The organism is Mesorhizobium sp. CO1-1-7 (assembly GCF_020164885.1).
GTDB classification, from domain to species: Bacteria; Pseudomonadota; Alphaproteobacteria; order Rhizobiales; family Rhizobiaceae; genus Mesorhizobium; species Mesorhizobium australicum.
In genome coordinates this window covers 508,704-534,432 of the sequence record NZ_JAIUHA010000001.1, presented here as the reverse complement: position 1 = coordinate 534,432, position 25,729 = coordinate 508,704, and the positions used below count along the sequence as shown (strand labels likewise).

Genomic DNA, 25,729 nt, shown 5'->3' with positions numbered 1-25,729 from the left:
CGGCTGCACGGTTCCACAATTTTCGCCGTTTGGCTATCATCGCGGCGAGACGAGGAATGGTGGGCACGTGGCGGACAGCAAACATCAAGGCGCGCTCGGCGAGGTCTACGCGGCCAAGCGCCCGGAAGAGGTGGCGGCACTGTACGACCGCTGGTCGCAAACCTACGACGCCGACATGTCGGCAGCCGGCTACCGCCACCCGACCATCTGCCTTGCTTTGCTCGCCCGCCATCTGCCGCGCGGGTCAGCCCCGCTGCTCGACGCCGGGGCCGGCACCGGGCTGATCGGCGAGTGGCTTGATATTGCCGGCTATCCCCAGGTCGAGGCGCTGGATATCTCGCAAGGCATGCTGGATCAGGCCGCGCGCAAGGGCGTCTATTCGGCGCTGCATTGCCTGGCGCTCGGCGGCGCCTTGCCATTTGCCGACAGCACCTATGCCGGCATCATCTCGGCCGGCGTCTTTACCTCCGGCCATGTCGGCGCCGAGGGACTGGACGAACTGATCCGCATCTGCCGGCCGGGTGGGGTGATCGTGCTGACGGTCAAGAACACGTTGTGGGATCACGGTTTTGCCGCGCGCATCGCCGAACTTGAGGCACAAGGCCTGGTCACGCGGGTCGAGGAAACACGACCATATGTCTCAATGCCAGGCGAGGCCGATACCGTCCCCAGCCGTGGCCTCGCCTTGCGCGTGAGTTAAGCCTTCACGCGCTCCATTGCCGGGTCGTATAGCGGCTCAAGATGGATTTGAGCCGGCGTCCGCTCCATCGCCACCACAAGTTCATAGCTGCCCGAGGCGAGAAAATCATCGCTTACTCCGTCAGCGTTGCGCACATAACCGTAGCCGATGTTCTTTCCCACCGTGTAGCCATAGCCGCCGCTGGTGAGATAGCCGACCGGCTGGCTATCGCGCAGGATGGTCTCGCGTCCGACGAGCACGATCTCCGGATCATAGACCGTGAAACCGGCAAAGCACTTCTTCAGCGAGGCGCCGCCAACCTTCTCGAGTGCGCGCCGTCCGACGAAGTCGGTGTTCTTGCGCAGCTTGACCGCCCAGCCGAGCCCAGCCTCCAGCGGTGTGTCGTTGGGCGTGATGTCGGAGCCCCAGGCGCGATAACCCTTTTCCAGCCGCAGCGATTCCAGCGCGCGGTAACCGACCGGCCGGATGTCGTGCTTCCCGCCGGCCGCCATCAGCACGTCGAAGACTTCGCCGGTGGCGGCGATCGGCACATGCAGTTCCCAGCCCAGTTCGCCGACATAGGTGACGCGCAGCGCCCGGACCGTGTGACCGGCTATTGTGATCTCGCGCACATGGCCGAACGGGAAGCCGGCATTCGACACATCCGCATCGGTCACCGCCGAAAGTACGTCGCGGGCGCGCGGTCCCATCAGCGACAGCGTGCCGAAGTCCTCGGTGACATCGGCGAGCTGTGCATCGAGGCCGTGGCCAATATGGTCGCTGATCCACGAGGCATCATGGGTGCGGAAACCGGTGCCGGTGACGATATAGAATTTTTCCTCGGCCAGCCGCGACACGGTTAGGTCGGCCTCGATGCCGCCGCGCGTGTTGAGGAGTTGCGTGTAGGTCAGCCGGCCGACCGGCTTGCCGACATCGTTGGCGCAGATCCAGTCCAGGGCCCTCGCCGCGTCGGGCCCGCTCAGCTCGTACTTGGCGAAGGACGACTGGTCGAAGATACCGACATGCTCGCGCACGTGCCGATGTTCGTCGCCGACGGCGGCGAACCAGTTCTGCCGGCCCATCGAATAGATGTCCTTCGGCTCGACGCCCTCCGGCGCGAACCAGTTCGGCCGTTCCCAGCCGAGCTTGGAGCCGAACACGGCGCGATGGTCTTTCAGTCTGTCGTAGAGCGGGGAGACGATGCGCGGCCGGCCGCTGGTGTATTCCTCATGCGGGAAGCCGATCGCGTAATGTTTGCCATAGGCGTCCAGCGTACGTTCGCTCACCCATTGCCGGTCGCGGTGCAGGTTGGAAAAACGCCTGATGTCGACCACCCAAAGGTCGAGCGGCGCCTCGCCGTCGACCACCCATTGCGCCAGCACCCAGCCGGCGCCGCCGCCCGAGGCGATGCCGAAGGCGTTGAAGCCGGCGCCGACGAACATGTTGGCGCATTCGGGCGCCACACCGAGGATGAAATTGCCGTCCGGCGTGAAGCTTTCCGATCCGTTGATCATCTGCTTGACACCGACCGTCTCCAGCGCCGGCACCCGCGCGATCGCCTGCGCCATGTGCTGCTCGAAATGATCGTAGTCGTCGTCGAACAGCCGGAACTCCCAATCATTGGGCACGTCGCCCCCGGGAAGATTGGTCGTCCAGGCTTGCGGGTTCGGCTCATAGCCGCCCATCACCAGCCCGCCGACCTCCTCCTTGAAATAGGTGCGCCGATCGGGGTCGCGCAGCGTCGGCGCGTCGGTTGCCAGCCCCGCGATTTTCTCGGTGATGATATACTGGTGCTTGACCGGCTGCAGCGGCACGTTGATGCCGGCCATCGCGCCGACCTGCCGCGCCCATTGCCCGGCGCAGTTCACCACCTTGTCGCAAGCGATGTCGCCTTGATTGGTCTTCACCGCCGTGATGCGGTCGCCCTTCATCTCGAAACCCGTGACGCGCACGTCCTCGTAGAGATTGGCGCCGTGCATGCGCGCGCCCTTGGCCAGCGACTGCGTGATGTCGGAAGGGCTCGCCTGGCCGTCGGTCGGCAGCCAGGAGGCGCCGACGAGATCGCCGGTCTCCATCAAGGGCCACATCGCCTTGACCTCCGCCGGAGACAGCAGCTGCATGTCCATGCCGAAGCTTTTCGCCGTGGTCGCCAGCCGTTTGTATTCGGTCCAGCGGTCGGCATTGGTGGCGAGCCTGAGGCACCCCGTCATCTTCCAGCCGGTGGCAAGACCGGTTTCGGCTTCCAGCCCCTTGTAGAGGTCGACCGAGTATTTCAGTACCCGCGTGATCGAGGCCGACGAGCGCAACTGGCCGACCAGGCCGGCGGCATGCCAGGTCGAGCCCGAGGTCAGCTTGCCCTGTTCGAGCAGTACCACGTCGGCCTTGTGGTCACGCGCCAGATGATAGGCCGTCGAACAGCCGATGATGCCGCCGCCGATGACGACGATCTCGGCCTGGCTAGGCAAGGTCATGATTTCAGGATCCCGTATTTTATCCGGTAGTTTTCCAGCGCCGCGTCGAGCCGCGCCAGGTTTTCCTCGGTGTAGGCGACGTAGTCGATGCCCGGGGCGTCGAGATAGAGCTCCGACACCATGCTCCACATCGCCTCGCGTAGCAGCGAGGCACATTGCATGGCGGCGTGCGAGCGGCGGATCGCCTCGTCCGGTTCCTTCATGAAATAGGCGGTCAGGAAGGCGAAGGATTCCTCGTCGCTCATGCCCGCGTTCGAGGCGACGCCGGCAAGGTCGAACATCGCCGTATTGAAGCCGGCATATTCGAAATCGATCAGCCAAAGCCTGCCGCCGTCGTCGAGAATATTAGCCGGCAAAAGATCATTGTGGCCAAAGACGATCGGCAGCAATTTCTGGGCGCGCTCCAGTTCGTCGGCCAACGCCAGAAAGCGCGGCAGGTCACCGCGCTTGCGGCTGTTGCCCTCGTCGAGCGTGCGCGCATAGTCGCGGATGACGTGGAACACCCAGAACATGAAGCCGGCGCCGGAGATATGGTTGGGCATCTCGCGGTGAAAGCCGCGCATCAGCGTCGCGACGCGGCGGAGATTGGCGCGCACGTCCTCGGCCAGATAGGTTCTGGCGCCAAGAAACGCCGTCACCATGATCCCCGGTTCGGCATAACGGACCGCCGGTGCGAAGCCCGCCGCGTGAGCCGCCCGCGCGGTCATCACCTCCCGTTCGCGGAAGACATGGTGGAACGGATAATCCTGGCCGAAACGCACCACATGTTTGCCGGCCGCATCGGTGACCACATAATTGGCGTTGCTCAGGCCGCCGGGCAGCGGCGCGATCTCGATGGCGCCCGTCCAGCACGGCAGGGCGTGGATGCGGTCTTCGGCAATCACGGGATCATCCCTGGTTGGCAGGCCTGGTTTGCTGGGCTTCGATATGGCGCCATGGGCCGCGCAACGGCGGCGTGGTGAAACGCAAACAATCTCGTCGGTGCGGGATGCCAGGATCGGTATCCCGCACCGCACCGACGAGCCCCTTGGCCAGGTTTTTGAGCCCGGCATCCGCCCCCGCGGATCTGAAAATTCCTTGCGCCAGACACGTTACAGGCTGCCTGGGGTCAGTGAATTGCGGCTCTGCCAATTACCATCCCGCTGCAGTTCCGAACCCGTTGAAGATGGATTTCACGCCGGGGTTGCTCTTCTGTCAACGAAAAGATGTGACTTTTTTTGGGTGTTTCGCCCGAAAGCATGGGCAGCTCCTTTAAAAGCGCTAAGAATGCCTTAGAAACGGTCATTTGGGACGCCCATATGAACCACTCGAAACGGCATGGCGAGATCCTGCGGCTGCTGCAGGAAGAGGGAACCGTCACTATCGCCAGCCTGGCCGACCGGTTGGGCGTTTCGCTCGAGACCGTGCGCCGCGACGTCAAGCCGCTCACCGGCGACGGCTCGGTTCTGAAGATGCATGGCGCCATCGGCCTGCCGTCGATGGTCGGCGAAGCGCCGTTCGAACGGCGCATGCGCGAGCATGCCGACGCCAAGCGAAGCATTGCCCGCGCGGTCGCGGCCACTATCCGCGACGGCGAATCGATCATGCTCGACACCGGCACCACGACCTCGTTCCTGGCGCGCGAACTGCTCGGCCACCGGCGCCTGACGGTCGTCACCAACTCGTCCGACATCGCCCGCACCCTGGCCACCATCAACGGCAACAAGGTCTATATGGCCGGCGGCGAGCTGCGCAGCGATTCAGGCGCCGCGTTCGGGACGTCGGCCATCGAGTTCGTCAGCCGCTTCTCGGTCAGCCACGCCATCATCTCCACCGGCGCCGTGGATGCGGTGACGGGTGTCATGGACTTTGATCTGGACGAGGCGGAATTCGCCCGCATGGTGCTGTCGCGGGGCCAGCGCTCGCTGGTCGTCACTGACCACACGAAGTTCGGCCGCCATGGCCTGGTCCAGGTCTGCGGCTTCGACGGCTTTTCCGAACTCGCCACCGACCGCGCGCCGCCGCACGACATTGCCGCGGCACTGGCGCAAGCCGGGGCGCGCCTCAGCGTGGCCGGCGGAATTTAGCCGAAGACCAGCGACTGGTGGGCGCACACGCCCGCGAAGGTGCCGCCCGACACGGCGAAGGCGATGTTGTGCATCGCACGTGCCGCGTCACCGGCGGCATAGACGCCGGGAACCGTCGTTTGCTGCCGGTCATCGACTGATATCATCGGGCCGAGCAGGCCGTCCTTGAGGCCGCAGCCGAGTTGTTCGGCCAGCGGGCTCGCCATCGTGTTGCGTGGCGCGGTGAATATCGCCTTGACGCCAGCCTGCCGGCCATCGACGAGATGGACAACCAAGCCGCCGGAGCCATCATCGCTCAGTTCGTTGACCGTCGCGGGCTCGAACCTTACATTCCTGCTCTCAAGCGCATGCATCTCGTCGGCATCGGGCTTGATCAGTCCGTTGCCGAACAGCGTGATGTCGCCCCAATCGGAAATCAGTTGCGCCTGATGCATGGACATCGGGCCGGTCGCGAGCACGCCGAGCGGCCCGGTGGAAACCTCGTAGCCGTGGCAATAGGGGCAATGCAGCACGGTTCTGCCCCATTGCTCGGCAAGCCCCGGAACCTCCGGCAGGATGTCGCGCACGCCGGTTGCCAGCACCAGTCGTGCGGCGCCGAACGTCTCGCCGCCATCGGTGGTGATTTCGAAATCGCTGCTGCTGTTGGCAATGGCTTTGTCCGCCCGTGCGGTCACAAGCCTGGCCGTCGGGTAGGCAAGCAATTGCCGCCTTGCATCGTCCAGGATCGCTCCAGGCGTGCGTCCGTCCTGGCCGAGAAAGCCGTGCGAATGCGCGGCAAAGCGGTTGCGCGGCTGGCCGGCGTCGATCACCAGCACGGTGCGCCGCGCCCGCGCCGCCTGCATGGCGGCGGACAGGCCGGCGAAGCTGCCGCCGATAACGGCAAGATCATACTGCATGGCTGGAAACTCCAACGAGGTCGAAACGACGGTGAAAATCGGCTGTCAGGTCGGCCAGCGTGATGCGGCTGAGCTTCTCCGCCAGCAGCTTCTCGGCCGCGATGCGAAAATCGTCGAGCACGGCGATCACCGCTTGCTCGACGAGACAGCCCGGGCTTTCCGGTTCGGTGCTGAACGGCAGCAGCGTCTCGCCAAGGGCAAGGCTGATCTCGGCCAGTGAAATGTTCTCGGGCGCGCGCCCGAGCAGCCAGCCGCCGCCATGTCCGCGTGACGAGGTGACGATGCCGGCGTCACGCAAGCCTGCGATGGTCCGGCGCACCACCACCGGATTGGTATGGATGAAGGTGGCAAGCTGCTCGGAGGTCAGAGCCTGCTCGGGCTTCTCGGCCATGTGAACGAGGATGTGCAGAGTGGAGGACAGTCGGCTATTACGCTTCATGTAACTTAGTTAGTTACGATTTGTCGCAATGTCAAACGCACCAGCGGCCTTGCGAGGTTGGCGGCAAGGCTAAACGGGTAAAGCGCGAAAACTCATCCTGAAGCAGGCGCCGCTGGGCTTGCCATCGAGGATATCGATGCGGCCGCCATGGAGATACATGATTTCCTGCACGAGATTGAGGCCGAGGCCGGCGCCATGATCCTGCGGGCGCAGCCGATAGAAGGGCTCGAAGATGCGCTCCCGCTCGCCCGGCGGGACGCCGTCGCCTTCGTCCCGGACCTCGATGATGGCGGGCGTTGTGACGCCGACGGTGATCTTGCCAGCGCGACCGCCATGCTCGATGGCGTTCTGGACGATGTTGGTCACCGCGCGCTCGATGGCGGTGCGGTCTCCGGTGGCGAAAATCGTGTCCCGTTCCGGCTCGAACGACATTTCGTAACCGGCAGAAAACGCCATCGGCGCGAGGTCCACGATAACGCCGCGCGCGGTCGCCACGAGATCGACCGCTTCGAACGGCGACGTCTGCCGGTCGAGGCGCTGCAGGTCGAGCAACTGGTCGGTCAGCGTCGAAAGCCTGGCCGCGTCCTGCAGCAGCCGTGCCCGCTCCGGTGTCGCCGGCAGCGAGGCGAGGCGCGTGTTGAGGATGGCTACCGGTGTCCTGAGCTCATGGGCGGCGTCGGTGAGGAAGCGCTTGTGGCGCTCATAGCCCTTGTCGAGGCGCGCAAGGGCGGCATTCACGGCCTTGACCAGCGGCGTCACTTCCGTCGGCACGTCCTTCAGCGGCAGCTGCACGCCGCGCTGGTCGATGTCGATGCGCTCAGCCTCGGCCGCCGCATGGCCAAGTCCCGACAAAGCGCCACGCACCACCCATGGCGTCGCGAACAGCGTGGCCAGCGCCATCAGCCCGGCGAGCGGCAATATGCCCTGCAGGAAGAATTGCGGCGCCTGGCCGAGCAGACGCAGCAGCGAAAGCCCGCCCTTGGTGCCGCTGAAAATCTGGACGTTGCCGGCCATCGTGTCGGTCCAGCGGATCTTTCCCTCCGGCGGCGCGGCTTGTCCGATTGCATGGTCGATACGGGCGTCGCTGATCGTGTCCAGCAGTCCGGTGAAAGGCTGGAAGGTGGGCGGCACGGTCCCCTCCTGCAGCCTTTGCCCCTGCTTGTCTCGAATGATGAACCAGAGGTCGGGAACACCCGACCGCAGCTTCGTCAGGTCCGAGGTCTCGCGCAGAACCAACTTGCCGCCGGCATCGCGTGTCACCGCATCCGCCAGCACGTCCATCGTGCCGTCCTCGTAATCGTGCGGGATAAGGCCGGTGGCCAGCATGGCGCCGAGAATGCCGACGATGATCAGGGTCAGCATGGCGCATTGCAGCAAGGCGATGCGCAGCACCAAGCTCCATTTCAGCGAATGCGGGCGCTTGAGGCTCATCGCTTGGCGCTCATGTCGTCTCGCGCAGGAGATAGCCGACGCCGCGAATGCCGTTGATCGTCACCCCGGCATTGGCATCGGCGAGCTTGCGGCGCAGGCGCGAGACGTGCGTGTCGAGCGCGTTGGACTGGATCTCGTCGTCGAGACCGAACACCGCCTCCATCAGCGCCTCGCGCTGCACCATGCGGCCGGTGCGGCGCATCAGAGCCTCCAGCACAAGGAGTTCGCGGCGCGGCAGGCTGAGCGGTTCGGCGCGGATAGAGGCTTCGCGATGTCCGACGTCGAGCACCAGATCGCCGGCGCGGATGAACTGCGACTGCAGCGGCGCCGGGCGCCTGAGCAGCGCGCGCAACCGGGCAAGCAGTTCCTCGAACGCGAATGGCTTTGCCAGATAATCGTCCGCGCCCATGTCCAGCCCATCGACCTTGTCCGACGTGTCGCCTCTCGCCGTCAGCACCAGCACGGGCGAGGTGTTCCTGGCCGAACGCAGTCTCGGCACCAGCGACAGCCCGTCGCCATCCGGCAACTGGCGGTCGAGCAGGATGGCGTCATAGCTGTCGACGGCAACGAACCCCTCCGCCTCCAGCAATGTGCCGGCGTGATCGACCACCATATCGTGGCGCTTCAGCGCGGCACGCAGGGCCGAAACCATCTCGGGTTCGTCTTCGACCAGCAAGATACGCATCGACAATCCCTCAGAAAACCGCGCCGGGCGCTACCGCGCCAACATTGCGTAAACATGGCAAAGCCGAAGGACTGCGGTCGACAGGCACTTTCTTGGCCTCAGCGAAATTGCGCAATGTCTATGCAACCCAATCGCGGCAAACAACCCGGGTCGGCACGAATCGCTCGCGCCGACGTGAAGGCGTCAGGCCCGAATATGCAACAGGTCGGGCCTGACGCTCGAAACCAATGGCGCTGAAACGAAACCACGTGGCCACACCAAACTGGTTGGCGTGATGTTGTCCGGGATCGAGGTTACCATGCCCGCAAATGATGCTCTGTCCTTTCTCATGGCGTGGACGGTCGCGCCGTTCAGGGTCGGCTCCGTCACGCCGTCCAGTTCCAGCCTGGCGGCATTGATGACCTGTGACATTGGACCCGAGACCGGGCCCGTGCTGGAACTCGGCCCAGGAACCGGGCCGTTCACGAGGGCGCTGCTGTCGCGCGGGGTGAAGGAGGAAGATTTGACGCTGATCGAATCCGATCCGGATTTCGCCGCACTGCTCATGCGTCGTTTTCCTGCCGCCCGGATTTTCGAAATGGACGCCGTCGGTCTGCGCCATCTCTCGCTCTTCCAACGGCCTGCGATTGGCGCCGCCGTCAGCGGCTTGCCTTTCCGGCTGATTTCGCCGCGCAGGACATTTGCGATTCTCGAAGGTGTTTTCGCCAACGTTCGCCCCGGCGGAGCGCTCTACCAGTTCACGCTCGGACGGCGCTGTCCATTCGACCAGTCGCTGCTCGACAGGCTCGATCTCGGGGTTACGCGGGTTGGCCATACCTTTCGCAACTTCCCGCCGGCGACGGTCTATCGCATCACCAGGCTCAACACGTCAGGAACCTACGACTGGCGCTTCGCATGACGGGACCATTGTCGGCCATTCTCGGCTTCGGCCTGTTCGGCGTCTTCTGCCTCGCCTTTACCGAGAAGATTCTGCCGATCCCGCCCTCGCATGTGCTGCTGCTGTTCCTCGGCATGACGGCGGCGCCTGACGATGGGACGCTGGCAATTCTGCTTGGCGTGACCACGCTGGCCTCAACGACAGGCTGTCTCGTCTGGTACACTGTCGGCCGCCGGATCGGAATCGATCGCGCCGACAGGCTGGTCGAGCGGTTCGGCAGATATGTCTTCTTGCGCCCCGAGACCTACCGCAAGCTTGGCCAGGCCTATCGCCGCAACCATGTCAGGGTTTCCCTGCTGGCGCAGTTCATTCCGACGGTGCGCAACTATTTGCCGATCGCGGCCGGCGCGCTCTGCCTGCCAGCCTTACCTTTCGTGGTCGCGACGGTAGCCGGAGCCACGCTCTGGAATGCCGGCTTTCTGCTTACAGGCTATGCGCTGCATGGCAGCGGCCAGAGCCCGCTCGCCGTCGGCTTTCGCATCGTCGCTATTGTCCTGGCGCTGGAAACGGCATTCATGCTTGCCTTGCGCTATGGCCCGGCATGCTGGCGGCGCATCCGACCGATGCCGGGCTGAGCCAGGGCCAGGCATCCAGCCATGGGATAAGCTTCGCCATCGGCTTTTCTTCGCGGCTGCGTCGGTGTTTAGTCCGGCAATGGCCTTCACCATCCGGCAGTTGCAGTTCTTCATCGCCGTCGCCGAGCAAGGCACGGTATCGCGCGCGGCGCAAAACCTCTCCATCTCGCAATCGTCGGTCACCGAGGCGATCAAGGAACTTGAAAGCGATCTTGGCGTCGAACTGTTCGAGCGCCATCCGCGCGGCCTCAACATCACCCACAAGGGTCACCAGTTCCTGCGTCACGCGACAAAGATTCTCGCCGACGTGTCCGACGCCCGCCGCTCTTTTTCCGGCGAGCAGGCCGTGGCGGGCGGGCGGCTGCAACTCGGCGTCACCTCGCTGGTCGCCGGCTATGTGCTGTCGGATCTGCTCTCACGCTACCGCCGCGCCTATCCCGGCGTCGAGGTCTCGGCCATCGAGGACAATGGCGACTACCTCGAACATCTCCTGATCGGCGGCAAGCTGGACATTGCCGTCATGGTCACCTCCAATTTGCGCGACCGCACTGCACTGCAATCGGAAATCCTCGAAGTCTCGGCTTACCGGCTGTGGCTGCCGCTCGGCCATCCTCTGGCTGGCGCCGACATTATCGGCATCGGCGATATCGCCTCCGAACCGCTGATCATGCTGACCGTTGACGAGATCGAGGAAAACACCGGCAAGCTGCTGACGGCGATCGGCGCCAGGCCGCATGTCGCCTTCCGCACCCGTTCCGTGGAGGCCGTTCGCAGCCTCGTCGCCACCGGGGCCGGCGTGGCGCTGCTGCCTGACCTCGTCTATCGACCCTGGTCGCTGGAGGGCGACCGCATCGAATCGCGCGACATTTCCGGTTCCTTGCCGGTGGTGCAGGTTGGCATGGTCTGGCGGCGGGGATCTGGCTTGGCCGCCGCGGCGCGCGATTTTGTGGGTCTTGCCCAGTCGCAGCGGACGGTGCGCCGCTAGTGTGGTCTGCTCCCGGCGACGCCGTCAGTCTTGCGCTTGCGCTTTGTGGCGGGAACCGGCTCCGCTTTGAAAGGCCCGAGCGGAGCAACCTCGAAGCGGCCGGCGCCGGCAAGCCTGACGGCGCGGCGAAACGTCGGACACTCCATCGGCCGAGCGGCGGGGCATCGGGCGGCGTGACGCAAAGCCTCCCGGATCGCGGTCAGGCGCTGGATGGTGTGGTCCAGTTCGTTAGCCTTCGCATCCAGGCGCGCCCGATCCATTTTCGGCAGGCCGTCGGGCGTCAGCATCGCGGAAATCTCGTCCAGTGCGAATCCGCCGGCGCGTCCAAGCCCAATCAAGGCGAGCCGTTCCAGGACAGCCGGATCGAACAAGCGACGCAGGCCGCGACGGCCGGTCGAAGCAATTAGGCCCTTCTCCTCGTAGTAACGAAGTGTCGATGCGGGTACGCCGGTGCGGCGCGACACTTCGGCAATGTCCATATCTTTCATGCTTGACCTCAAGTCGGCTTGAACTCGTAAAGTGATGGCTCGATTGGTGAGAGCAACAGAAAAGTGAGGTCCGTTATGTCGCGATCCGCACAGCCAAACACACGGCAAGCCGCGCTCTGGAACGACGCCAGCGGAAAGGCCTGGGTCGAAATGCAGCCGATCCTTGACGAGATTCTGGCGCCGTTCGAGCGGCTGGTAGTCGATGCCGGCTATCCCGGGGAAGGGGGCAACGTCCTGGACATCGGCTGCGGCGCCGGCGCGACAACTCTGGCGGTGGCGCGCCGCGTCGGCAACAACGGACGTTGTGTTGGGCTGGACATTTCGCAGCCGCTTGTCGCTCTGGCGACAGAACGCACGCAGGCGGAAGAGGTGGCAAACGCAAGTTTTGAAGTGGGCGATGCCCAGACGTATGCGTTCGAATCAGGTCGCTTCGACGCTGTTGTCTCGCGCTTTGGTATCATGTTCTTCGATGATCCCGTGGCCGCGTTCTCCAACATAAGACAGGCAGCGAGGCGCGGTGGCAAACTCGCCTTTGTTGCCTGGCGCAGTCCGGCGGAGAACGATTTCATGACGACCGCCGGGCGAGCGGCTGCGCCTTTCCTGCCGACCGCACCCGCGCCAGACCCCGATGCGCCGGGGCAGTTTGCCTTTGCCGACGGCGCCAAGGTGAAGCGGATACTTGAGGCGAGCGGCTGGTCGTCAATCGACGTCAGACAGGCGAACTTACCATGTAAGATCGCCGAAGGGGATCTGATGATGTATGCCACCCGGCTAGGGCCGCTCGCCGCCGCGCTGCGCGAGGTCGACCAGGCGACGGCCGAAAAAATTATCACGGTGTTGCCTGCTGCCTTCGCCCCTTTCGTAAAGGATGGTCAGGCTCGTTTCAACGCCGCCTGCTGGCTGGTGACGGCGCTGGCCTGAGGGAGTATATCGGAAAAACCGATATCGGCCTTCTGATAAATGAATTTGCGAAACCGGGATTTTCAAAGCACCTTCCGTTGGAAGGACCAAAGCTGCCATCAGAGTGGCGTCAAGTCCAACGGACGAGCTGACAAGTTTTTCAGTCCGCGCGTGATCTGGCGACAACCGGAGCGGTTTCAGGATCACGTGCCAAAATGGGAGATCGATATGCATTCATTCCTGAAGTCGTGCACTGCCTTGACGGTCGCGCTGACCTTCTCCGGTCAGGCCATCGCCCAGGTGAAGGAACTCGGCAAGGGCGAAGGTCAGGTCAACATCGTCGCCTGGCCGGGCTACATCGAGCGCGGCGAGACCGACAAGGGCTATGACTGGGTGAGCGCCTTCGAGAAGGAGAGCGGTTGCAAGGTCAACGTCAAGACCGCCAACACCTCGGATGAAATGGTCTCGCTGATGAACGAGGGCGGCTTCGACCTCGTCACGGCTTCGGGCGATGCCTCGCTGCGGCTCGTCGCCGGCAAGCGCGTGCAGCCGATCAACACCGATCTCATCCCGAGTTGGAAGACGGTGGACGACCGGCTGAAGGACGCGCCCTGGTTCACCGTCGACAAGGTGCACTACGGCGTCCCCTATCAGTGGGGTCCCAACATCCTGATGTACAACACCGAGGTCTTCAAGGAAGCACCGAAGAGCTGGAACGTCGTCTTCGAGGAGATGAAGCTGCCGGATGGCAAGTCCAACAAAGGCCGCGTCCAGGCCTATGACGGACCGATCCATATAGCGGACGCCGCCAATTATTTGATGTTCCACAAGCCGGAACTGGGCATCAAGGATCCCTACGAATTGAACGAGGACCAGTACAAGGCGGCGCTCGAATTGCTGCGCGTCCAGCGCACGCTGGTTGGCCGCTACTGGCACGACGCCGCCATCCAGGTCGACGATTTCCAGAACGAAGGCGTCGTTGCATCAGGCTCGTGGCCGTACCAGGTCAACACGCTGGTCGCCGCCAAGAAGCCGGTCGCCTCGACCGTGCCCGAAGAAGGCGTCACCGGCTGGGCCGACACCACCATGATGGAAGCCGACGCCGCGCACCCGAACTGCGCTTATATGTGGCTCGAGCATTCGCTGGCGCCGAAGGTGCAGGGCGATGTCTCCGCCTGGTTCGGCTCGCTGCCGGTCGTGCCGGCCGCCTGCAAGGGCAACGAGCTGCTCGGCGAGGAAGGCTGCAAGACCAACGGCTACGACAATTTCGACAAGATCAAGTTCTGGAAGACGCCGGTTTCCAAATGCGCCACCCAGAACAACCAATGCGTGCCCTATTACCGCTGGGTCTCGGATTACATCGGCGTCATAGGCGGCCGGTGAGTTCGCTTCGCTAGAGAGGTAGGCGCTGCCCCTCACCCCTGCCTCTCCCCGTGAAGATCAGGGAGAGGCAGTTGCCAGCGTTGGTGCTTGTCCCTTCTCCTCGTCACTATACGGGGAGAAGGTGCCGGCAGGCGGATGAGGGGCGGCGCGATCGCCTGAAAATTTGATGAGCCTGAAAGATCAGGACACCCCATGATATCAGCCGTTTCCTTTCAAAAAGCCTCGCGCCATTTCGGCAGCGTTCGCGCTGTCGACGCTGTCGATCTCGACATCGCGCCGGGCGAATTCTTCGCCATGCTCGGGCCGTCCGGTTCGGGCAAGACCACGTGCCTGCGTCTCATCGCCGGCTTCGAGCAGCCGACGGCGGGTTCCATCTCGATCTTCGGCGAGCGGGCCGAGGGCGTGCCGCCCTACCGCCGCAACGTCAACACCGTGTTCCAGGACTACGCGCTGTTCCCGCATCTCAACGTGCTCGACAACGTCGCCTACGGGCTGATGGTCAAGCGTGTCGGCAAGGCCGAGCGGCACAAGGCGGCGGAAGAAGCGCTGTCGCTGGTGCGGCTGCCCGGCTATGGCGCGCGCCGGCCCGGCCAGCTTTCCGGGGGTCAGCGCCAGCGTGTCGCGCTCGCCCGTGCCCTGGTCAACCAGCCCAAGGTGCTGCTGCTCGACGAGCCGCTCGGCGCGCTCGACCTCAAGCTGCGCGAAAACATGCAGGAAGAGCTGAAATCGCTGCAGAAGGCGCTCGGCATCACCTTCGTCTTCGTCACTCACGACCAGGGCGAGGCGCTGTCGATGGCCGATCGCGTCGCCGTCTTCAACGATGGCAGGATCATGCAGATCGGCACGCCCGAGGATATTTATCAGCGGCCGAGCACGCGTTTCGTCGCCGATTTCGTCGGCTCCTCCAACGTGCTGCCGCCGGATTTCGTCCAGCGTTATTCCGGCCAGCACCGCTGGGGCAGCCTGCGCCCTGAATCCATTCGTGTCGGCCGCGCGGCGAGCGGCGAAGGCGTCGCCGCGCGCCTCGTCTCGACCAACTATCTCGGCGCCACGACAAGGCTGGCGCTCGATGCCGACGGGTTGAAACTGCACGCCGTGGTGCCTGCGGGAACGCCCCTGCCGGCGGAAGGTGAGGCGGTCATGCTCACCTTCAACCGCGAGCATCTGCACCTGATGGACGAGCCGGTATGAGCCTCGACGCTACCATGCCGCGTGCCACGGCGCCCGCCATCCTGCCCGGCAGCGGCGGCATGCGCGGTGCGCTCTCCGACCTCTTCTGGCGTAAGCCAAAAATCCTGCTGCTGCTCATGCTCGCGCCGCCGGTGCTGTGGCTCGGCATCGTCTATATTGGCTCGCTGTTCGCGCTTTTGGCGCAGAGCTTTTTCTCCATCGACGAGTTCTCCGGCCTCATCAACCGCCAGTTCACGCTGAAGACCTATGGCGACCTGCTCCAGGCGGCCAATCTCGACATCATCTTGCGCACGGTGACGATGGCCGCATTGGTCACGCTTGCCTCCGCCATCGTCGCTTTCCCGATCGCCTACTATGCGGCGCGCTATGCGCGCGGCCGCTGGAAGGCGCTGTTCTATCTCGGCGTCATGCTGCCGCTGTGGTCGAGCTACCTGGTCAAGATCTATGCCTGGAAGCTGATCCTGGCCAAGGAAGGTATTTTAACCTGGCTGCTCGCCAAGCTGCATTTGTTGTGGCTGCTCGACGCCTGGCTGTCACTGCCGGTCGTCGGCGGCAATTCGCTGTCGGTGTCGTTCACCGGCACTTTCATCGTGTTCGTCTATGTCTGGCTGCCGTTCATGATCCTCCCCGTTCAGGCAGCCCTCGAGCGGGTGCCTGGCAATCTGGTCGAGGCCTCGTCCGATCTCGGTGCTTCGCCGGGGCAGACATTCCGCAACGTCTTGTTCCCGCTGGCGCTGCCCGGCATCGTCGCCGGTTCGATCTTCACCTTCTCGCTGACATTGGGCGACTACATCATCCCGCAGATCATCGGCACCTCGCGCCTCTTCATCGGCCAGGCCGTCTACTCGCAGCAAGGCACCGCCGGCAACATACCGCTCGCCGCCGCCTTCACCGTGGTGCCCATCGTCATCATGGGCTTCTATCTCTGGGGCGCCAAGCGAATGGGGGCTTTCGATGCGCTCTGACCGTGGTCAATCCCCTCCCCTCGGCCTGAAGATCGCCGCCGCCTGCGGGTTGCTGTTCCTGCATCTGCCGATCCTGCTGATCTTCGTCTATGCTTTCACGACGGAAGAGAAGAGCTTCGTCTGGCCACCGCCGGGGCTGACCACGCAATGGTTCGCCGTCACCTGGAACCGGCCCGATGTCTGGGAAGCGCTGTCGCTGTCGGTGCGCGTCGCCGCCATTTCGACCGCGATCGCGCTGCTGCTCGGCACGCTCTGCGCCGCAGCTGTGTCACGGACGAAATTCTTCGGCCGCGAGACCATCTCGCTGCTGGTCATCCTGCCCATCGCGCTGCCCGGGATCATCACCGGCATCGCGCTGCGCTCGGCCTTTTCGCTGGCCGAAATCCCGTTCTCGTTCTGGACGATCGTGCTCGGCCACGCCACTTTCTGCGTGGTCGTCGTCTACAACAACGCGGTCGCTCGTTTCCGCCGCACCTCCGGTTCGATGATCGAGGCCTCGATGGATCTCGGCGCCGATGGCTTCCAGACCTTTCGCCATGTCCTGCTGCCCAACATCGCCACCGCACTGCTCGCAGGCGGCATGCTGGCCTTCGCCCTCTCGTTCGATGAGGTCATCGTCACCACCTTCACCGCCGGCCAGCAGCAGACCGTGCCGATCTGGATGCTGGAGGAACTGATCCGCCCGCGCCAGCGCCCGGTCACCAATGTCGTGGCCATGGTGGTCGTGCTGGTGACGCTGCTGCCGATCCTGTTTGCCTATTACCTGACCCGCGACGGCGACCAGATCGCCGGTTCGGGCAAATGAAAGTAGTGAGTAGTGAGTAGTGAGTAGTGAGTAGATTGGTCCGCTCTTTAACTACCCACTACTCAGTACTCACTACTCACTACTCACTAATTACCATTCGCTTCTGCCCAAGGAGACACCAATGGACACCCAGATGCTGATCGGCTCGAAATTCGAGAAGGGCACCGAGACCGAGGAGCCGATCCTCAATCCGAAGACCGGGGCGACCATCCTCAATCTGCCCGAGGCCAGCCAGGCACAGATCGAGGCGGCGGTGAGCGCCGCCGAAAAGGCGTTCGCCTTGTGGTCGCGCACCACGCCGGCACAGCGCTCCGGCTACCTCCTGAAGATCGCCGACCGCATCGAGACCGAGGCGCAGGAGTTCGCGACGCTGGAGGCGTTGAATTGCGGCAAGCCGATCAATGCGGTGCTCAATGACGAAATCCCGGCCATCGTCGACTGCTACCGCTTCTTCGCCGGGGCGGTGCGCTCTATGCCAGGTGTGGTCGCGGGCGAATACCTGCCCGGCCACACTTCGATGGTCCGGCGCGACCCGATCGGCATCGTCGCCTCGATCGCGCCATGGAACTATCCGCTGATGATGATGGCCTGGAAGCTGGCGCCGGCAATCGCCGGCGGCAACACGGTGGTTTTCAAGCCGTCGGAGCAGACGCCGTTGACGGCGCTGAAGCTGGCGACGATCCTGGCCGATGTCCTGCCCGAGGGCGTCGTTAATGTCGTGCTTGGCCGCGGCGACAGCGTCGGCAACACGCTGATCAACCACCCCAAGGTCAACATGATCTCGATCACCGGCGACGTCGCCACAGGCAAGAAGGTGCTGCAGGCCGCCGCCAAATCGGTCAAGCGCACGCATCTGGAACTCGGCGGCAAAGCGCCGGTCATCGTTTTCGACGACGCCGACCTTGGCGCCGTCGTCAAAGGCCTGCGCGCCTTCGGCTACTACAATGCCGGCCAGGACTGCACCGCCGCCTGCCGCATCTATGCCGGCAAGAAGATCTACGACAAGCTTGTCGCCGATCTCTCCACCGCCGTCTCGACCATCAAATACAATCTATCAGACGACGCCGAGAACGAAATCGGGCCGCTGATCTCGCGGCGCCAGCGCGACCGCGTCTCGAGCTTCGTGGAACGTGCTTCGGAGCTGAAGCACATCGAGATCACCACCGGCGGCAAGCCGGGCGAGGGCACCGGCTTCTACTACCAGCCGACTGTCGTCGCCGGCGCGCTGCAGGAGGATGAGATCGTGCGCCGCGAAGTGTTCGGCCCCGTCGTTTCGATAACCCGCTTCACGGAAGTGGACGAGGCGGTGGCCTGGGCCAACGACAGCGATTACGGCCTGGCGTCATCCGTGTGGACCAAGGATGTTTCGCGCGCCATGGCGACCGCCGCGCGGCTGCAATATGGCTGCACCTGGATCAACACCCATTTCATGCTGACCAACGAGATGCCGCATGGCGGCCTGAAACAATCCGGCTACGGCAAGGACATGTCGCTCTATGCGCTGGAGGATTATACCGCCGTGCGCCATGTGATGGTTGCGCATGGGTGAGGAGCGGTCGCCGCTGGCGATCAATCGACAACGATTTGTCGATCGAAGCGACGAACGCCCGGAGCCATAGCGAAGGGCCGGGCGCCGGATCAGGGGCAGCGCAAGCTTCTACGATGCCGGCGCTGCCCCTCATTTGCCTGCGGCATCTCCTCCCGTGAACGGGAGAAGAACTCCAGCCGCTACTCCACGATGCGATAGATGTTCCACAGGCTGGTGCCCGACACGACATAGGGCTCCATCTCCTTGCCCCATTTGGCGTGCGCGTCGATCTTGCCGATCTTGGCGAACATCGCCTCCAACTGGGCCAGGCTTTCGACCTGGTGATGCGACTCGACCGTCGCTTCACGGGCGCCGATCGATCCGGTCATGATCTGGAATTTGAGCTCGGTGAGGCCGACCTGCGAGCCGATCTCGCGTTCCCATTTCCGCATCAGCTCGAGCACCGTCTGCTTGTGCCCGAACTTGGCATCGATCTGCCATCTGGCGCTGAACATGTTGGTTCTCCTCCATCACTTGCGGCTCAGGCCGCGGGTTGATCTACTCGTCCCAGGCCTGCACGACGGTTTGGCGCGCGATCAGGCCGTTCTTCAGCTCCAGCATTGCCGCGCAGAACACCTTGGTGCCGTCCGGGTAGGCGCATGCCTGGGTGAATGCCAGGCTGTCGCCGTGGGCGATGGTGGTGTCGACCTTGTGGGTCATCGCCCGGCTGCAGATGTCGTCCCAGAACGTCGTGATCGCCGCGCGCCCGCGGATTTCGCGCGGCTTGCTCGGCGGATTGTTGCGGTCGATCACCCGCACCAGCGCATCATCGGCATAGAAGCTCGACAGCATCTTGCCGTGACGGCCTTCGATCGCTTTCTTGATCGCCGCGCCATCCACGGCTTGGGTCTTGGTCAGCATTTTATCCTCCCTATGCCCGTCTTCAAGATCGGGCGTTTGACGTTTGAGGTGTCGCCCGGCGCTCGCCGACGGGCGGTGTCTTTCACTGTGACTTGGCCTTAACTGCCGCAAACACGCCGTCGGTCTGCTTCTTGAAGGTGGCCAGATCGACCTGGCTGCCGTTGAGGATCGTCGACCAGTGGCGCACGATCGCGGCCATCGCGATCGTCTCCTTGATCTCTTCGTCCGATGCGCCGTTGAGCTTGGCCGCCTCGGTGTGGAAATAGATGCAATACCGGCACGGGATCTGCGACGCGACCGCCAGCCCCATCAGCTCCTTGGTCTTGCCGTCGAGCGCGGTCTTGGGATTGAGCTGGACGCCCTTGATCTCGGCCCAGGCGCCGGCGATGGCGACGTCAGGCAGTGTCTTGAACATATCCGGCACCGAGCCGAGCGTCGCCTCGATGTCCTTGTAGGCTGTCGCCGCCGACGCATCCTCGGCTTTCGCCGGAGTGATCGTGAACAGCGCGCCAATGCCCGCCGCGATCACGAGTGACCTGACATTCAGTTTTGACTTGGGCATTTCATCCTCCGTTCGCAGCGCCTTTCCGGCGATATCCGCCTTGGCCTGCATGGGGGAATTGATAGCGCCTATGGCAGTGTGCCTGCTTCGCCCGAAAGCGCCATGGCTCTCATGGCCCGTCCGGGCCAGTCTGCCTGGCGGAAAATGCCGCCGCGGCCGCTCGCGACGGCAGGTCGAGCTTCAGCAGTATGTTGGCGACGTGGCGCTTGACCGTGTGCTCGCTCAGCCTGAGTTCGGCGGCGATTGCCGCATTGCTCTTGCCGTCGGCGATCAAATTCACGACTTCGCTCTCGCGCGCGGTCAGGCAAGCCGGTTCGGCCGCTTTGGTCTTGGGCCGGCAGGCCGGCTCCAGGTGCTGTTCGGACATCGCAAGCACAAACGCCAGCGGCTCGTCCAGCTCGTCGATGCCCACACGCCCGCGATCGACGAAATGAAGACCCGAGCCGACGGCCAGATCGGCGACCAGCCTCGACGCCAATATCTCGCCGCGCCCGGCGTGAGCGGCGAGTTGTATCGTCACGCGGCCCGTCAATCCTGCAGGAGGGCCGCGCGACTCGATCTCGCCGACATGCGCCCCTTGCGCGCTTGCCACCCCGATTTGCTGCGCCGCGTCCCGCAACGCCGCCGCGCAACGCAAGGCACGTCCAGGGCCGTCGAAGCGCGAAATCATCATCTCGGAGTGCATGTCCGCGCAGCGCCCGCCATGGCGCGTCACAAGGGTCCGCCATGTCTCATGGAAATGCTGGCTGCGTTCGCTCCACATCCGGTCTCCGAGGCGGGCCGTGTCGTAGATCCGAGTCACGAGAAGCGCAGCCAGAACGCGTTCGGCTTCCACCACGGCGCGCTCGCCGGTCAGGAACTCCTCGATCAGGTCGGCGACCCGGTCGACATCACCGGTCCAGATCGGGTGGTCGCGCCCCGGGATTTCGACCAGCCGCGCGTTGGGGATCTTCCTGGCCAGAAAGCGGCTGGCGTCGGGGTCGACCCGCACATCGTTGCGACGATGGATCAGCAGCGTCGGCGCGCCGATTGCCGCCAGGACGCCGCGTACATCGATCCCCGCGTTCATCCGCGCCAGCGTCGCCGCCGCGGTAGGGCTTGCCGACAGCCGCTCGAAGCGCGCCCACCAGGTTGAAAAGCGGGTATCGTCGACCCTGCCCGGTGCGAAATTGGGCAAGGTGGCGCCTGTGCCCCAGGCCGTCTCGGCCGTCGCGATGAAGGCTTCCAGACGCTCCGGCGGCATCACCCATTTGTGGAAATGCGCGTAGCCACCATAGAGCGCCAGTGCCCGCGTCCGCTCTGGATAGGTGGCGGCGAACAGCATCGCCAGCGGCGCGCCTTCCGAAGCGCCAAGGATCGACGCGCGGCCGCTGCCGACCGCATCCATCACCGCGCGCACATCATCCATGCGGGTCTCGAGGCTGGGCAGGTGATGGACATCGACGCGGTCGGAAAGACCCGTGCCGCGCTTGTCGAACAGGATCAGCCGTGAGAAGGCCGAAAGCCGCCTCAGGAGCCTGGTATAGCCCTCGTCTTCCCAGTGCAGGTCGAGGTTGGAGATGAAGCCGGGGACGAAGACGAGGTCGAACGACCCCTGGCCGACCACCTGATAGGCGATCCGCACCTCGCCGCTAAGGGCGTATCGGGTCTCGATCGGCCTCACGAGGGTGTCCGCCCGGCCTGACGATTTCTGATCACCAACCATAGCAGAGCCGCGCCGGTTGCGGCAGCTTATATTTTAGCGGAAATGAATGTAGCCGGCGGCCGACGCGGTTACTTTTGCGACGCGGCGACGTCGCCAGGCGAGGCCGCGAGGCCGAGCTTGAGATCGGCCTCCGCCGGCGTGATCGGCCGTTTGATCCTGGCCGAAGCGACCACGACCAGTTCGTCGAAGCCTTCACCGCCGCTGTCCAGCATCTCGAAGAACTGGCGCCGCATTCTCGGCTCCCAGAACTTGTTGATATGCTCGGCGACGCCGGCAACGCCTTCCTCGCGTGGCCTGGAGTGGAAAAAGGCGGCGATCTGGTTGGCCATGCGCACCAGCTTTTCCCCCGTGCTCATGATGTGCTCTTCGTCATGCGACATGCTGGGCAACTCCCGAAATCACCCGGTCGGGGTGGGTAAAAACATCGAAATCGTCGCCACGCACCAGCGCCACCAGCGTCATGCCGGCCTCTTCCGCGGTGCGGATGGCAAGGGCCGTCGGCGCCGAGACGGCGATGATGAAGGCTGAACCGATCGCCGCCGTCTTCTGCACCATCTCGACCGAAACACGGCTGGTCACCACGACGGCGCCCGATGCGCCATCGATATTGGCCTTGGCCAGCGCGCCGGCCAGCTTGTCCAGCGCATTGTGTCGGCCGACATCCTCGCGCGCCATGACGACGCCCTTGCCAGGGACATAGAAGCCGGCGGCGTGCACGGCGCCAGTCTCGGTATGCAGCGGCTGCACCTTCGACAGCAGCTTGACCGAGCGGATGATATCGTCGGCCTCAAGCGTAAGTTTCGACGCACCGACCGGATCGACCGAGCGCATCGCCTCCTCGATGGATTCGATGCCGCAGAGCCCGCAGCCCACCGGCCCGGCAAGCCGCCGCCGGCGAGCCTCGAAGCGCGTATTGGCCTGGTCCTTCAGCCGGATCTGGATGTCGATGCCGGCGCCATGATCTTCGACCTCGATGGCTTCGATCTCATCAGGCGCAGCGATGATGCCTTCGGTGAGCGAGAAGCCGAGCGCGAAATCCTCGAAATCGGCGGGGCTCGCCATCATCACCGCATGCGTGGTGCCGGCGAAGGAGAACGCCACTGGCGTCTCCTCCGGCACCATGCGGTTGGCCGCAGCCGTGCCGCTGGCGCGGTGCGCCAGTCGCGATATCTGCGTCGTCGCTTTGCGGCGCGCGGCCAAGACTACTCCGCCGCCTGCAGCGGTGCGATGCGACGGCTCTGCTTGGCCTGCTCGTCATAGTCGCGCTGCCATTCCGACGGGCCGTTGGAAGCGCCGACCTGCACTGCCGTCACCTTGTATTCCGGGCAGTTGGTCGCCCAGTCGGAGAAGTCGGTGGTAATGACGTTGGCCTGCGTGTCGGGATGGTGGAAGGTGGTGTAGACCACGCCCGGCGATACCCGGTCGGTGATCAGCGCGCGCAGCGTCGTCTCGCCCGAACGGCTGGTCAGCCGGACCCAGTCGCCATCGCGCAAGCCGCGGTTTTCTGCGTCGTGCGGATGGATTTCCAGCCTGTCCTCGGAGTGCCACATGACATTTTCGGTGCGCCGCGTCTGCGCGCCGACATTGTACTGCGACAGGATACGGCCGGTGGTCAGCAGCAGCGGGAAGCGCGGTCCGGTTCTTTCGTCCGTCGCCACATATTCGGTGCGGATGAACTTGCCCTTGCCGCGCACGAAGCCGTCGACATGCATGATCGGCGTGCCAAGCGGCGCCTTGTCGTTGCAGGGCCATTGCACGGAGCCGACCCGGTCGAGCAGGTCGAAGGAGACGTTGGCGAAGCTTGGCGTCGTCTTGGCGATCTCGTCCATGATTTCGGACGGATGGGTATAGTTCCAGTCGAGGCCGATCGCACGGGCGAGTTCCTGCGTCGCCTCCCAATCGGCGTAGCGCGCCTTCGGTTCCAGCACCTTGCGCACCATATTGATGCGGCGTTCGGCATTGGTGAAGGTGCCGTCCTTCTCGAGGAAGGTCGAGCCCGGCAGGAAGACATGCGCGTAGTTCGCCGTCTCGTTGAGGAAGAGGTCGTGCACCACCACGCATTCCATCGCGGCCAAGCCGGCGGCGACATGCTTGGTGTCGGGATCGGACTGCAGGATGTCCTCGCCCTGGATGTAGATGCCCTTGAACGAGCCGTCGACGGCGGCATCCAGCATGTTGGGAATGCGCAGGCCGGGTTCGTCGTCGAGCTTCACGCCCCAGAGGCTTTCGTAGATGTCGCGCACCGCGTCACCCGAAATGTGCCGGTAGCCCGGCAACTCATGCGGGAACGAGCCCATGTCGCAGGAGCCCTGCACATTGTTCTGGCCGCGCAGCGGATTCACGCCGACGCCAGGCCGGCCGATATTGCCGGTGGCCATGGCGAGGTTGGCGATCGCCATCACCGTGGTCGAGCCCTGGCTGTGCTCGGTGACGCCGAGGCCGTAATAGATCGCGCCATTGCCGCCCTTGGCGTAGAGACGGGCGGCACCGCGGATCAACTCCGGATCGACGCCGGACAGCTTGCCGACGATTTCGGGGCTGTTTTCCGGCAGGGCGACGAAGGACGCCCAGTCCTGGAATTCCGCCCAGTCGCAGCGCTCGCGGATGAAGGCTTCGTCGAAAAGGCCCTCGGTGACGATGACGTGCGCCAGCGAGGTCAGCACGGCGACATTGGTGCCGGGCTTCAGCGGCAAATGGTAGTCGGCTTCGACGTGGGCCGACTTGACCATTTCGGTGCGGCGCGGATCGAGCACGATCAGCTTGGCGCCCTGGCGCAGCCGCTTCTTCAGCCGCGAGGCGAACACCGGGTGCGCGGAAGCCGGATTGGCGCCGATGATAACCGCGACGTCGGTGAATTCGACGGAATCGAAGTCCTGCGTGCCGGCCGAGGTGCCGTAGGTCTGGCCGAGCCCATAGCCGGTCGGCGAATGGCAGACACGTGCGCAGGTGTCGACATTATTGTTGCGGAAGCCTTGGCGAACCAGCTTCTGGACGAGGTAGGTCTCCTCATTCGTGCAGCGCGAGGAGGTGATGCCGCCGATCGCGGTGCGGCCGTACTGGTACTGGATGCGGCGGAATTCCTTGGCCGTATGGGCGATCGCCTCTTCCCAGCTCACTTCGCGCCACGGATCGCTGACCTTTTCGCGGATCATCGGCGACAGGATGCGGTCCTTGTGGGTGGCATAACCGTAAGCGAAGCGGCCCTTCACGCAGGAATGGCCATGGTTGGCCATGCCCTCCTTGTAGGGCATCATGCGGATGACCTCGTCGCCCTTCACTTCGGCCTTGAACGAGCAGCCGACGCCGCAATAGGCGCAGGTGGTGACGGCCGAGCGCTCCGGCAGGCCCTTTTCGAGCACGGTCTTCTCGCGCAGCGCATCGGTCGGGCAGGCCTGCACGCAGGCGCCGCAGGACACGCATTCGGAGGCAATGAAGTCCTCGTGCATGCCGGCGACCATGCGCGATTCGAAGCCGCGGCCCTCGATGGTCAGCGCGAAAGTGCCTTGCACCTCCTCGCAGGCGCGCACGCAGCGCGAGCAGACGATGCACTGCGCCGGATCATAGGTGAAATAGGGGTTGGACTCATCACGGGCGATGTAGTCGACCGCGAGCGAGCCATGGCCCGGCGCGACGCCATTTTCTTCCTTGACGTGGTTGCGGCCCTCAACGCCGTAGCGATTTTCGGTCAGGCCGACGGACTTCGCCACCACATCGAACTCGCTGGCGCCAGTTCCGGCCTTCTCGTGCCAGCCGGTCGGATGGTCGGAGACGTAGAGTTCCATGACGCCCCGGCGGATGGCGTCGAGCCTGTCCGACTGCGTGCGCACCACCATGCCTTCGCCGACAGGCGTCGTGCAGGAAGCCGGCGTACCGCCGCGCCCGTCGATCTCGACGAGGCAGACGCGGCAGGAACCGAACGAGTCCAGCATGTCTGTGGCGCAGAGTTTGGGGATCTCCACCCCGCCTTCCATCGCCGCCCGCATGATCGAGGTGCCTTCCGGCACGCTGATGCTGCGGCCATCGACGGTCAGCGTGACCTGTTTTTGCGCCTTCGACTCCGGAGTTCCGTAGTCAATCTCTTCGATCAGTATTGGGAAGTCGGCCTTGATGTTCATCT

25 protein-coding genes are annotated in these 25,729 nt (G+C 64.2%); 11 read left to right on the top strand and 14 right to left on the bottom strand.

Features of this window, described 5'->3' with window-relative positions:
* Positions 1-67: 67 nt before the first annotated feature.
* Entirely contained in the window at positions 68-700 is a 633-nt protein-coding gene (locus LB516_RS02420; RefSeq protein ID WP_140614880.1) for a class I SAM-dependent DNA methyltransferase, read from the top strand.
* Here the strand turns inward: LB516_RS02420 and LB516_RS02415 are convergent.
* The gene (locus tag LB516_RS02415; protein WP_224718850.1) at positions 697-3,150 is read right to left on the bottom strand and encodes an FAD-dependent oxidoreductase; all 2,454 of its coding nucleotides are present in this window, start codon (positions 3,148-3,150) and stop codon (positions 697-699) included. The two genes, LB516_RS02420 and LB516_RS02415, sit on opposite strands and share 4 nt — an antisense overlap.
* Positions 3,147-4,034 (bottom strand): phosphotransferase family protein, encoded by an 888-nt coding sequence (locus tag LB516_RS02410; RefSeq protein WP_140614878.1) that lies wholly within the window; start codon positions 4,032-4,034, stop codon positions 3,147-3,149. The genes LB516_RS02415 and LB516_RS02410 overlap by 4 nt, the downstream gene beginning before the upstream one ends.
* 414 nt (positions 4,035-4,448) lie before the next feature.
* On the opposite strand from LB516_RS02410, the gene LB516_RS02405 reads away from it, so the two are divergent.
* Positions 4,449-5,216, top strand: a complete 768-nt coding sequence (locus LB516_RS02405; protein WP_015314141.1) for a DeoR/GlpR family DNA-binding transcription regulator — start codon at positions 4,449-4,451, stop codon at positions 5,214-5,216.
* On the opposite strand, the gene LB516_RS02400 is transcribed toward LB516_RS02405, so the two are convergent.
* The 4 genes from LB516_RS02400 to LB516_RS02385 form a co-directional block, all read right to left on the bottom strand.
* Positions 5,213-6,112, bottom strand: coding sequence for an NAD(P)/FAD-dependent oxidoreductase (locus LB516_RS02400; protein ID WP_140723157.1), 900 nt, complete (start codon positions 6,110-6,112; stop codon positions 5,213-5,215). The genes LB516_RS02405 and LB516_RS02400 overlap by 4 nt on opposite strands.
* Positions 6,102-6,551 (bottom strand): RrF2 family transcriptional regulator, encoded by a 450-nt coding sequence (locus LB516_RS02395; RefSeq protein WP_140660563.1) that lies wholly within the window; start codon positions 6,549-6,551, stop codon positions 6,102-6,104. Before LB516_RS02395 ends, LB516_RS02400 begins: the two co-directional genes overlap by 11 nt.
* Positions 6,552-6,620: 69 nt before the next feature.
* Positions 6,621-7,982, bottom strand: coding sequence for a sensor histidine kinase (locus LB516_RS02390; protein WP_140875615.1), 1,362 nt, complete (start codon positions 7,980-7,982; stop codon positions 6,621-6,623).
* Between the two features lie 10 nt (positions 7,983-7,992).
* Positions 7,993-8,667: a response regulator transcription factor gene (locus LB516_RS02385; RefSeq protein ID WP_140660565.1), complete on the bottom strand. Its 675-nt coding sequence runs from the start codon at positions 8,665-8,667 to the stop codon at positions 7,993-7,995.
* Between the two features lie 298 nt (positions 8,668-8,965).
* Between LB516_RS02385 and LB516_RS02380 the strand changes: the two genes are divergently transcribed.
* The 3 genes from LB516_RS02380 to LB516_RS02370 all read left to right on the top strand — a co-directional run bounded on the left by LB516_RS02380 (position 8,966) and on the right by LB516_RS02370 (position 11,164).
* On the top strand, positions 8,966-9,565 hold the full coding sequence (locus LB516_RS02380; protein ID WP_224718849.1) for a class I SAM-dependent methyltransferase: 600 nt from the start codon (positions 8,966-8,968) through the stop codon (positions 9,563-9,565).
* The gene (locus tag LB516_RS02375) at positions 9,562-10,179 is read left to right on the top strand and encodes a DedA family protein (protein WP_224718848.1); all 618 of its coding nucleotides are present in this window, start codon (positions 9,562-9,564) and stop codon (positions 10,177-10,179) included. The genes LB516_RS02380 and LB516_RS02375 overlap by 4 nt, the downstream gene beginning before the upstream one ends.
* A gap of 79 nt (positions 10,180-10,258) precedes the next feature.
* Entirely contained in the window at positions 10,259-11,164 is a 906-nt protein-coding gene (locus LB516_RS02370) for a LysR substrate-binding domain-containing protein (RefSeq protein WP_015314134.1), read from the top strand.
* Here the strand turns inward: LB516_RS02370 and LB516_RS02365 are convergent.
* Positions 11,161-11,652, bottom strand: coding sequence for a helix-turn-helix domain-containing protein (locus tag LB516_RS02365; protein WP_224524626.1), 492 nt, complete (start codon positions 11,650-11,652; stop codon positions 11,161-11,163). The two genes, LB516_RS02370 and LB516_RS02365, sit on opposite strands and share 4 nt — an antisense overlap.
* Positions 11,653-11,727: 75 nt before the next feature.
* On the opposite strand from LB516_RS02365, the gene LB516_RS02360 reads away from it, so the two are divergent.
* The 6 genes from LB516_RS02360 to LB516_RS02335 all read left to right on the top strand — a co-directional run bounded on the left by LB516_RS02360 (position 11,728) and on the right by LB516_RS02335 (position 18,445).
* Entirely contained in the window at positions 11,728-12,573 is an 846-nt protein-coding gene (locus LB516_RS02360) for a class I SAM-dependent methyltransferase (protein WP_224524343.1), read from the top strand.
* 207 nt (positions 12,574-12,780) lie between these two features.
* Positions 12,781-13,935: an ABC transporter substrate-binding protein gene (locus LB516_RS02355; protein WP_224524345.1), complete on the top strand. Its 1,155-nt coding sequence runs from the start codon at positions 12,781-12,783 to the stop codon at positions 13,933-13,935.
* 192 nt (positions 13,936-14,127) lie between these two features.
* Positions 14,128-15,126, top strand: a complete 999-nt coding sequence (locus tag LB516_RS02350) for an ABC transporter ATP-binding protein (protein ID WP_140821508.1) — start codon at positions 14,128-14,130, stop codon at positions 15,124-15,126.
* A gap of 14 nt (positions 15,127-15,140) precedes the next feature.
* Positions 15,141-16,091, top strand: coding sequence for an ABC transporter permease (locus LB516_RS02345; RefSeq protein ID WP_224524627.1), 951 nt, complete (start codon positions 15,141-15,143; stop codon positions 16,089-16,091).
* A complete protein-coding gene (locus LB516_RS02340; RefSeq protein ID WP_224718847.1) occupies positions 16,081-16,896 on the top strand; it encodes an ABC transporter permease in 816 nt (271 codons plus the stop codon). Before LB516_RS02345 ends, LB516_RS02340 begins: the two co-directional genes overlap by 11 nt.
* Positions 16,897-17,017: 121 nt before the next feature.
* Complete coding sequence (locus LB516_RS02335; protein ID WP_140786986.1) at positions 17,018-18,445, top strand: gamma-aminobutyraldehyde dehydrogenase; 1,428 nt, start codon at positions 17,018-17,020, stop codon at positions 18,443-18,445.
* Positions 18,446-18,624: 179 nt separating this feature from the next.
* Here LB516_RS02335 and LB516_RS02330 read toward each other — a convergent pair whose 3' ends face one another.
* From LB516_RS02330 to fdhF, 7 genes are all read right to left on the bottom strand, one after another.
* Positions 18,625-18,939, bottom strand: a complete 315-nt coding sequence (locus tag LB516_RS02330) for a hypothetical protein (protein ID WP_015314126.1) — start codon at positions 18,937-18,939, stop codon at positions 18,625-18,627.
* A gap of 43 nt (positions 18,940-18,982) precedes the next feature.
* Entirely contained in the window at positions 18,983-19,345 is a 363-nt protein-coding gene (locus LB516_RS02325; RefSeq protein ID WP_224718846.1) for a nuclear transport factor 2 family protein, read from the bottom strand.
* A gap of 82 nt (positions 19,346-19,427) precedes the next feature.
* Positions 19,428-19,907 (bottom strand): carboxymuconolactone decarboxylase family protein, encoded by a 480-nt coding sequence (locus LB516_RS02320; protein WP_224718845.1) that lies wholly within the window; start codon positions 19,905-19,907, stop codon positions 19,428-19,430.
* 109 nt (positions 19,908-20,016) lie between these two features.
* Positions 20,017-21,570: an alpha/beta fold hydrolase gene (locus LB516_RS02315; protein WP_140875601.1), complete on the bottom strand. Its 1,554-nt coding sequence runs from the start codon at positions 21,568-21,570 to the stop codon at positions 20,017-20,019.
* A gap of 110 nt (positions 21,571-21,680) precedes the next feature.
* The gene (locus tag LB516_RS02310; RefSeq protein WP_015314122.1) at positions 21,681-21,992 is read right to left on the bottom strand and encodes a formate dehydrogenase subunit delta; all 312 of its coding nucleotides are present in this window, start codon (positions 21,990-21,992) and stop codon (positions 21,681-21,683) included.
* Positions 21,982-22,812, bottom strand: coding sequence for a formate dehydrogenase accessory sulfurtransferase FdhD (gene fdhD / locus LB516_RS02305; RefSeq protein WP_140875599.1), 831 nt, complete (start codon positions 22,810-22,812; stop codon positions 21,982-21,984). Before fdhD ends, LB516_RS02310 begins: the two co-directional genes overlap by 11 nt.
* Before the next feature lie 2 nt (positions 22,813-22,814).
* Positions 22,815-25,727, bottom strand: a complete 2,913-nt coding sequence (fdhF, locus tag LB516_RS02300; RefSeq protein ID WP_015314120.1) for a formate dehydrogenase subunit alpha — start codon at positions 25,725-25,727, stop codon at positions 22,815-22,817.
* Between the last annotated feature and the right edge of the window lie 2 nt (positions 25,728-25,729).

Coding starts and splice junctions, on each gene's coding strand:
- LB516_RS02415 (WP_224718850.1), bottom strand. CDS start 3,150: ATGACCTTGCCTAGCCAGGCCGAGATCGTCGTCATCGGCGGCGGCATC.
- LB516_RS02405 (WP_015314141.1), top strand. CDS start 4,449: ATGAACCACTCGAAACGGCATGGCGAGATCCTGCGGCTGCTGCAGGAA.
- LB516_RS02400 (WP_140723157.1), bottom strand. CDS start 6,112: ATGCAGTATGATCTTGCCGTTATCGGCGGCAGCTTCGCCGGCCTGTCC.
- LB516_RS02395 (WP_140660563.1), bottom strand. CDS start 6,551: ATGAAGCGTAATAGCCGACTGTCCTCCACTCTGCACATCCTCGTTCAC.
- LB516_RS02390 (WP_140875615.1), bottom strand. CDS start 7,982: ATGAGCCTCAAGCGCCCGCATTCGCTGAAATGGAGCTTGGTGCTGCGC.
- LB516_RS02385 (WP_140660565.1), bottom strand. CDS start 8,667: ATGCGTATCTTGCTGGTCGAAGACGAACCCGAGATGGTTTCGGCCCTG.
- LB516_RS02380 (WP_224718849.1), top strand. CDS start 8,966: ATGCCCGCAAATGATGCTCTGTCCTTTCTCATGGCGTGGACGGTCGCG.
- LB516_RS02375 (WP_224718848.1), top strand. CDS start 9,562: ATGACGGGACCATTGTCGGCCATTCTCGGCTTCGGCCTGTTCGGCGTC.
- LB516_RS02370 (WP_015314134.1), top strand. CDS start 10,259: ATGGCCTTCACCATCCGGCAGTTGCAGTTCTTCATCGCCGTCGCCGAG.
- LB516_RS02365 (WP_224524626.1), bottom strand. CDS start 11,652: ATGAAAGATATGGACATTGCCGAAGTGTCGCGCCGCACCGGCGTACCC.
- LB516_RS02360 (WP_224524343.1), top strand. CDS start 11,728: ATGTCGCGATCCGCACAGCCAAACACACGGCAAGCCGCGCTCTGGAAC.
- LB516_RS02355 (WP_224524345.1), top strand. CDS start 12,781: ATGCATTCATTCCTGAAGTCGTGCACTGCCTTGACGGTCGCGCTGACC.
- LB516_RS02350 (WP_140821508.1), top strand. CDS start 14,128: ATGATATCAGCCGTTTCCTTTCAAAAAGCCTCGCGCCATTTCGGCAGC.
- LB516_RS02345 (WP_224524627.1), top strand. CDS start 15,141: ATGCCGCGTGCCACGGCGCCCGCCATCCTGCCCGGCAGCGGCGGCATG.
- LB516_RS02340 (WP_224718847.1), top strand. CDS start 16,081: ATGCGCTCTGACCGTGGTCAATCCCCTCCCCTCGGCCTGAAGATCGCC.
- LB516_RS02335 (WP_140786986.1), top strand. CDS start 17,018: ATGGACACCCAGATGCTGATCGGCTCGAAATTCGAGAAGGGCACCGAG.
- LB516_RS02330 (WP_015314126.1), bottom strand. CDS start 18,939: ATGTTCAGCGCCAGATGGCAGATCGATGCCAAGTTCGGGCACAAGCAG.
- LB516_RS02325 (WP_224718846.1), bottom strand. CDS start 19,345: ATGCTGACCAAGACCCAAGCCGTGGATGGCGCGGCGATCAAGAAAGCG.
- LB516_RS02320 (WP_224718845.1), bottom strand. CDS start 19,907: ATGCCCAAGTCAAAACTGAATGTCAGGTCACTCGTGATCGCGGCGGGC.
- LB516_RS02310 (WP_015314122.1), bottom strand. CDS start 21,992: ATGTCGCATGACGAAGAGCACATCATGAGCACGGGGGAAAAGCTGGTG.
- fdhF (WP_015314120.1), bottom strand. CDS start 25,727: ATGAACATCAAGGCCGACTTCCCAATACTGATCGAAGAGATTGACTAC.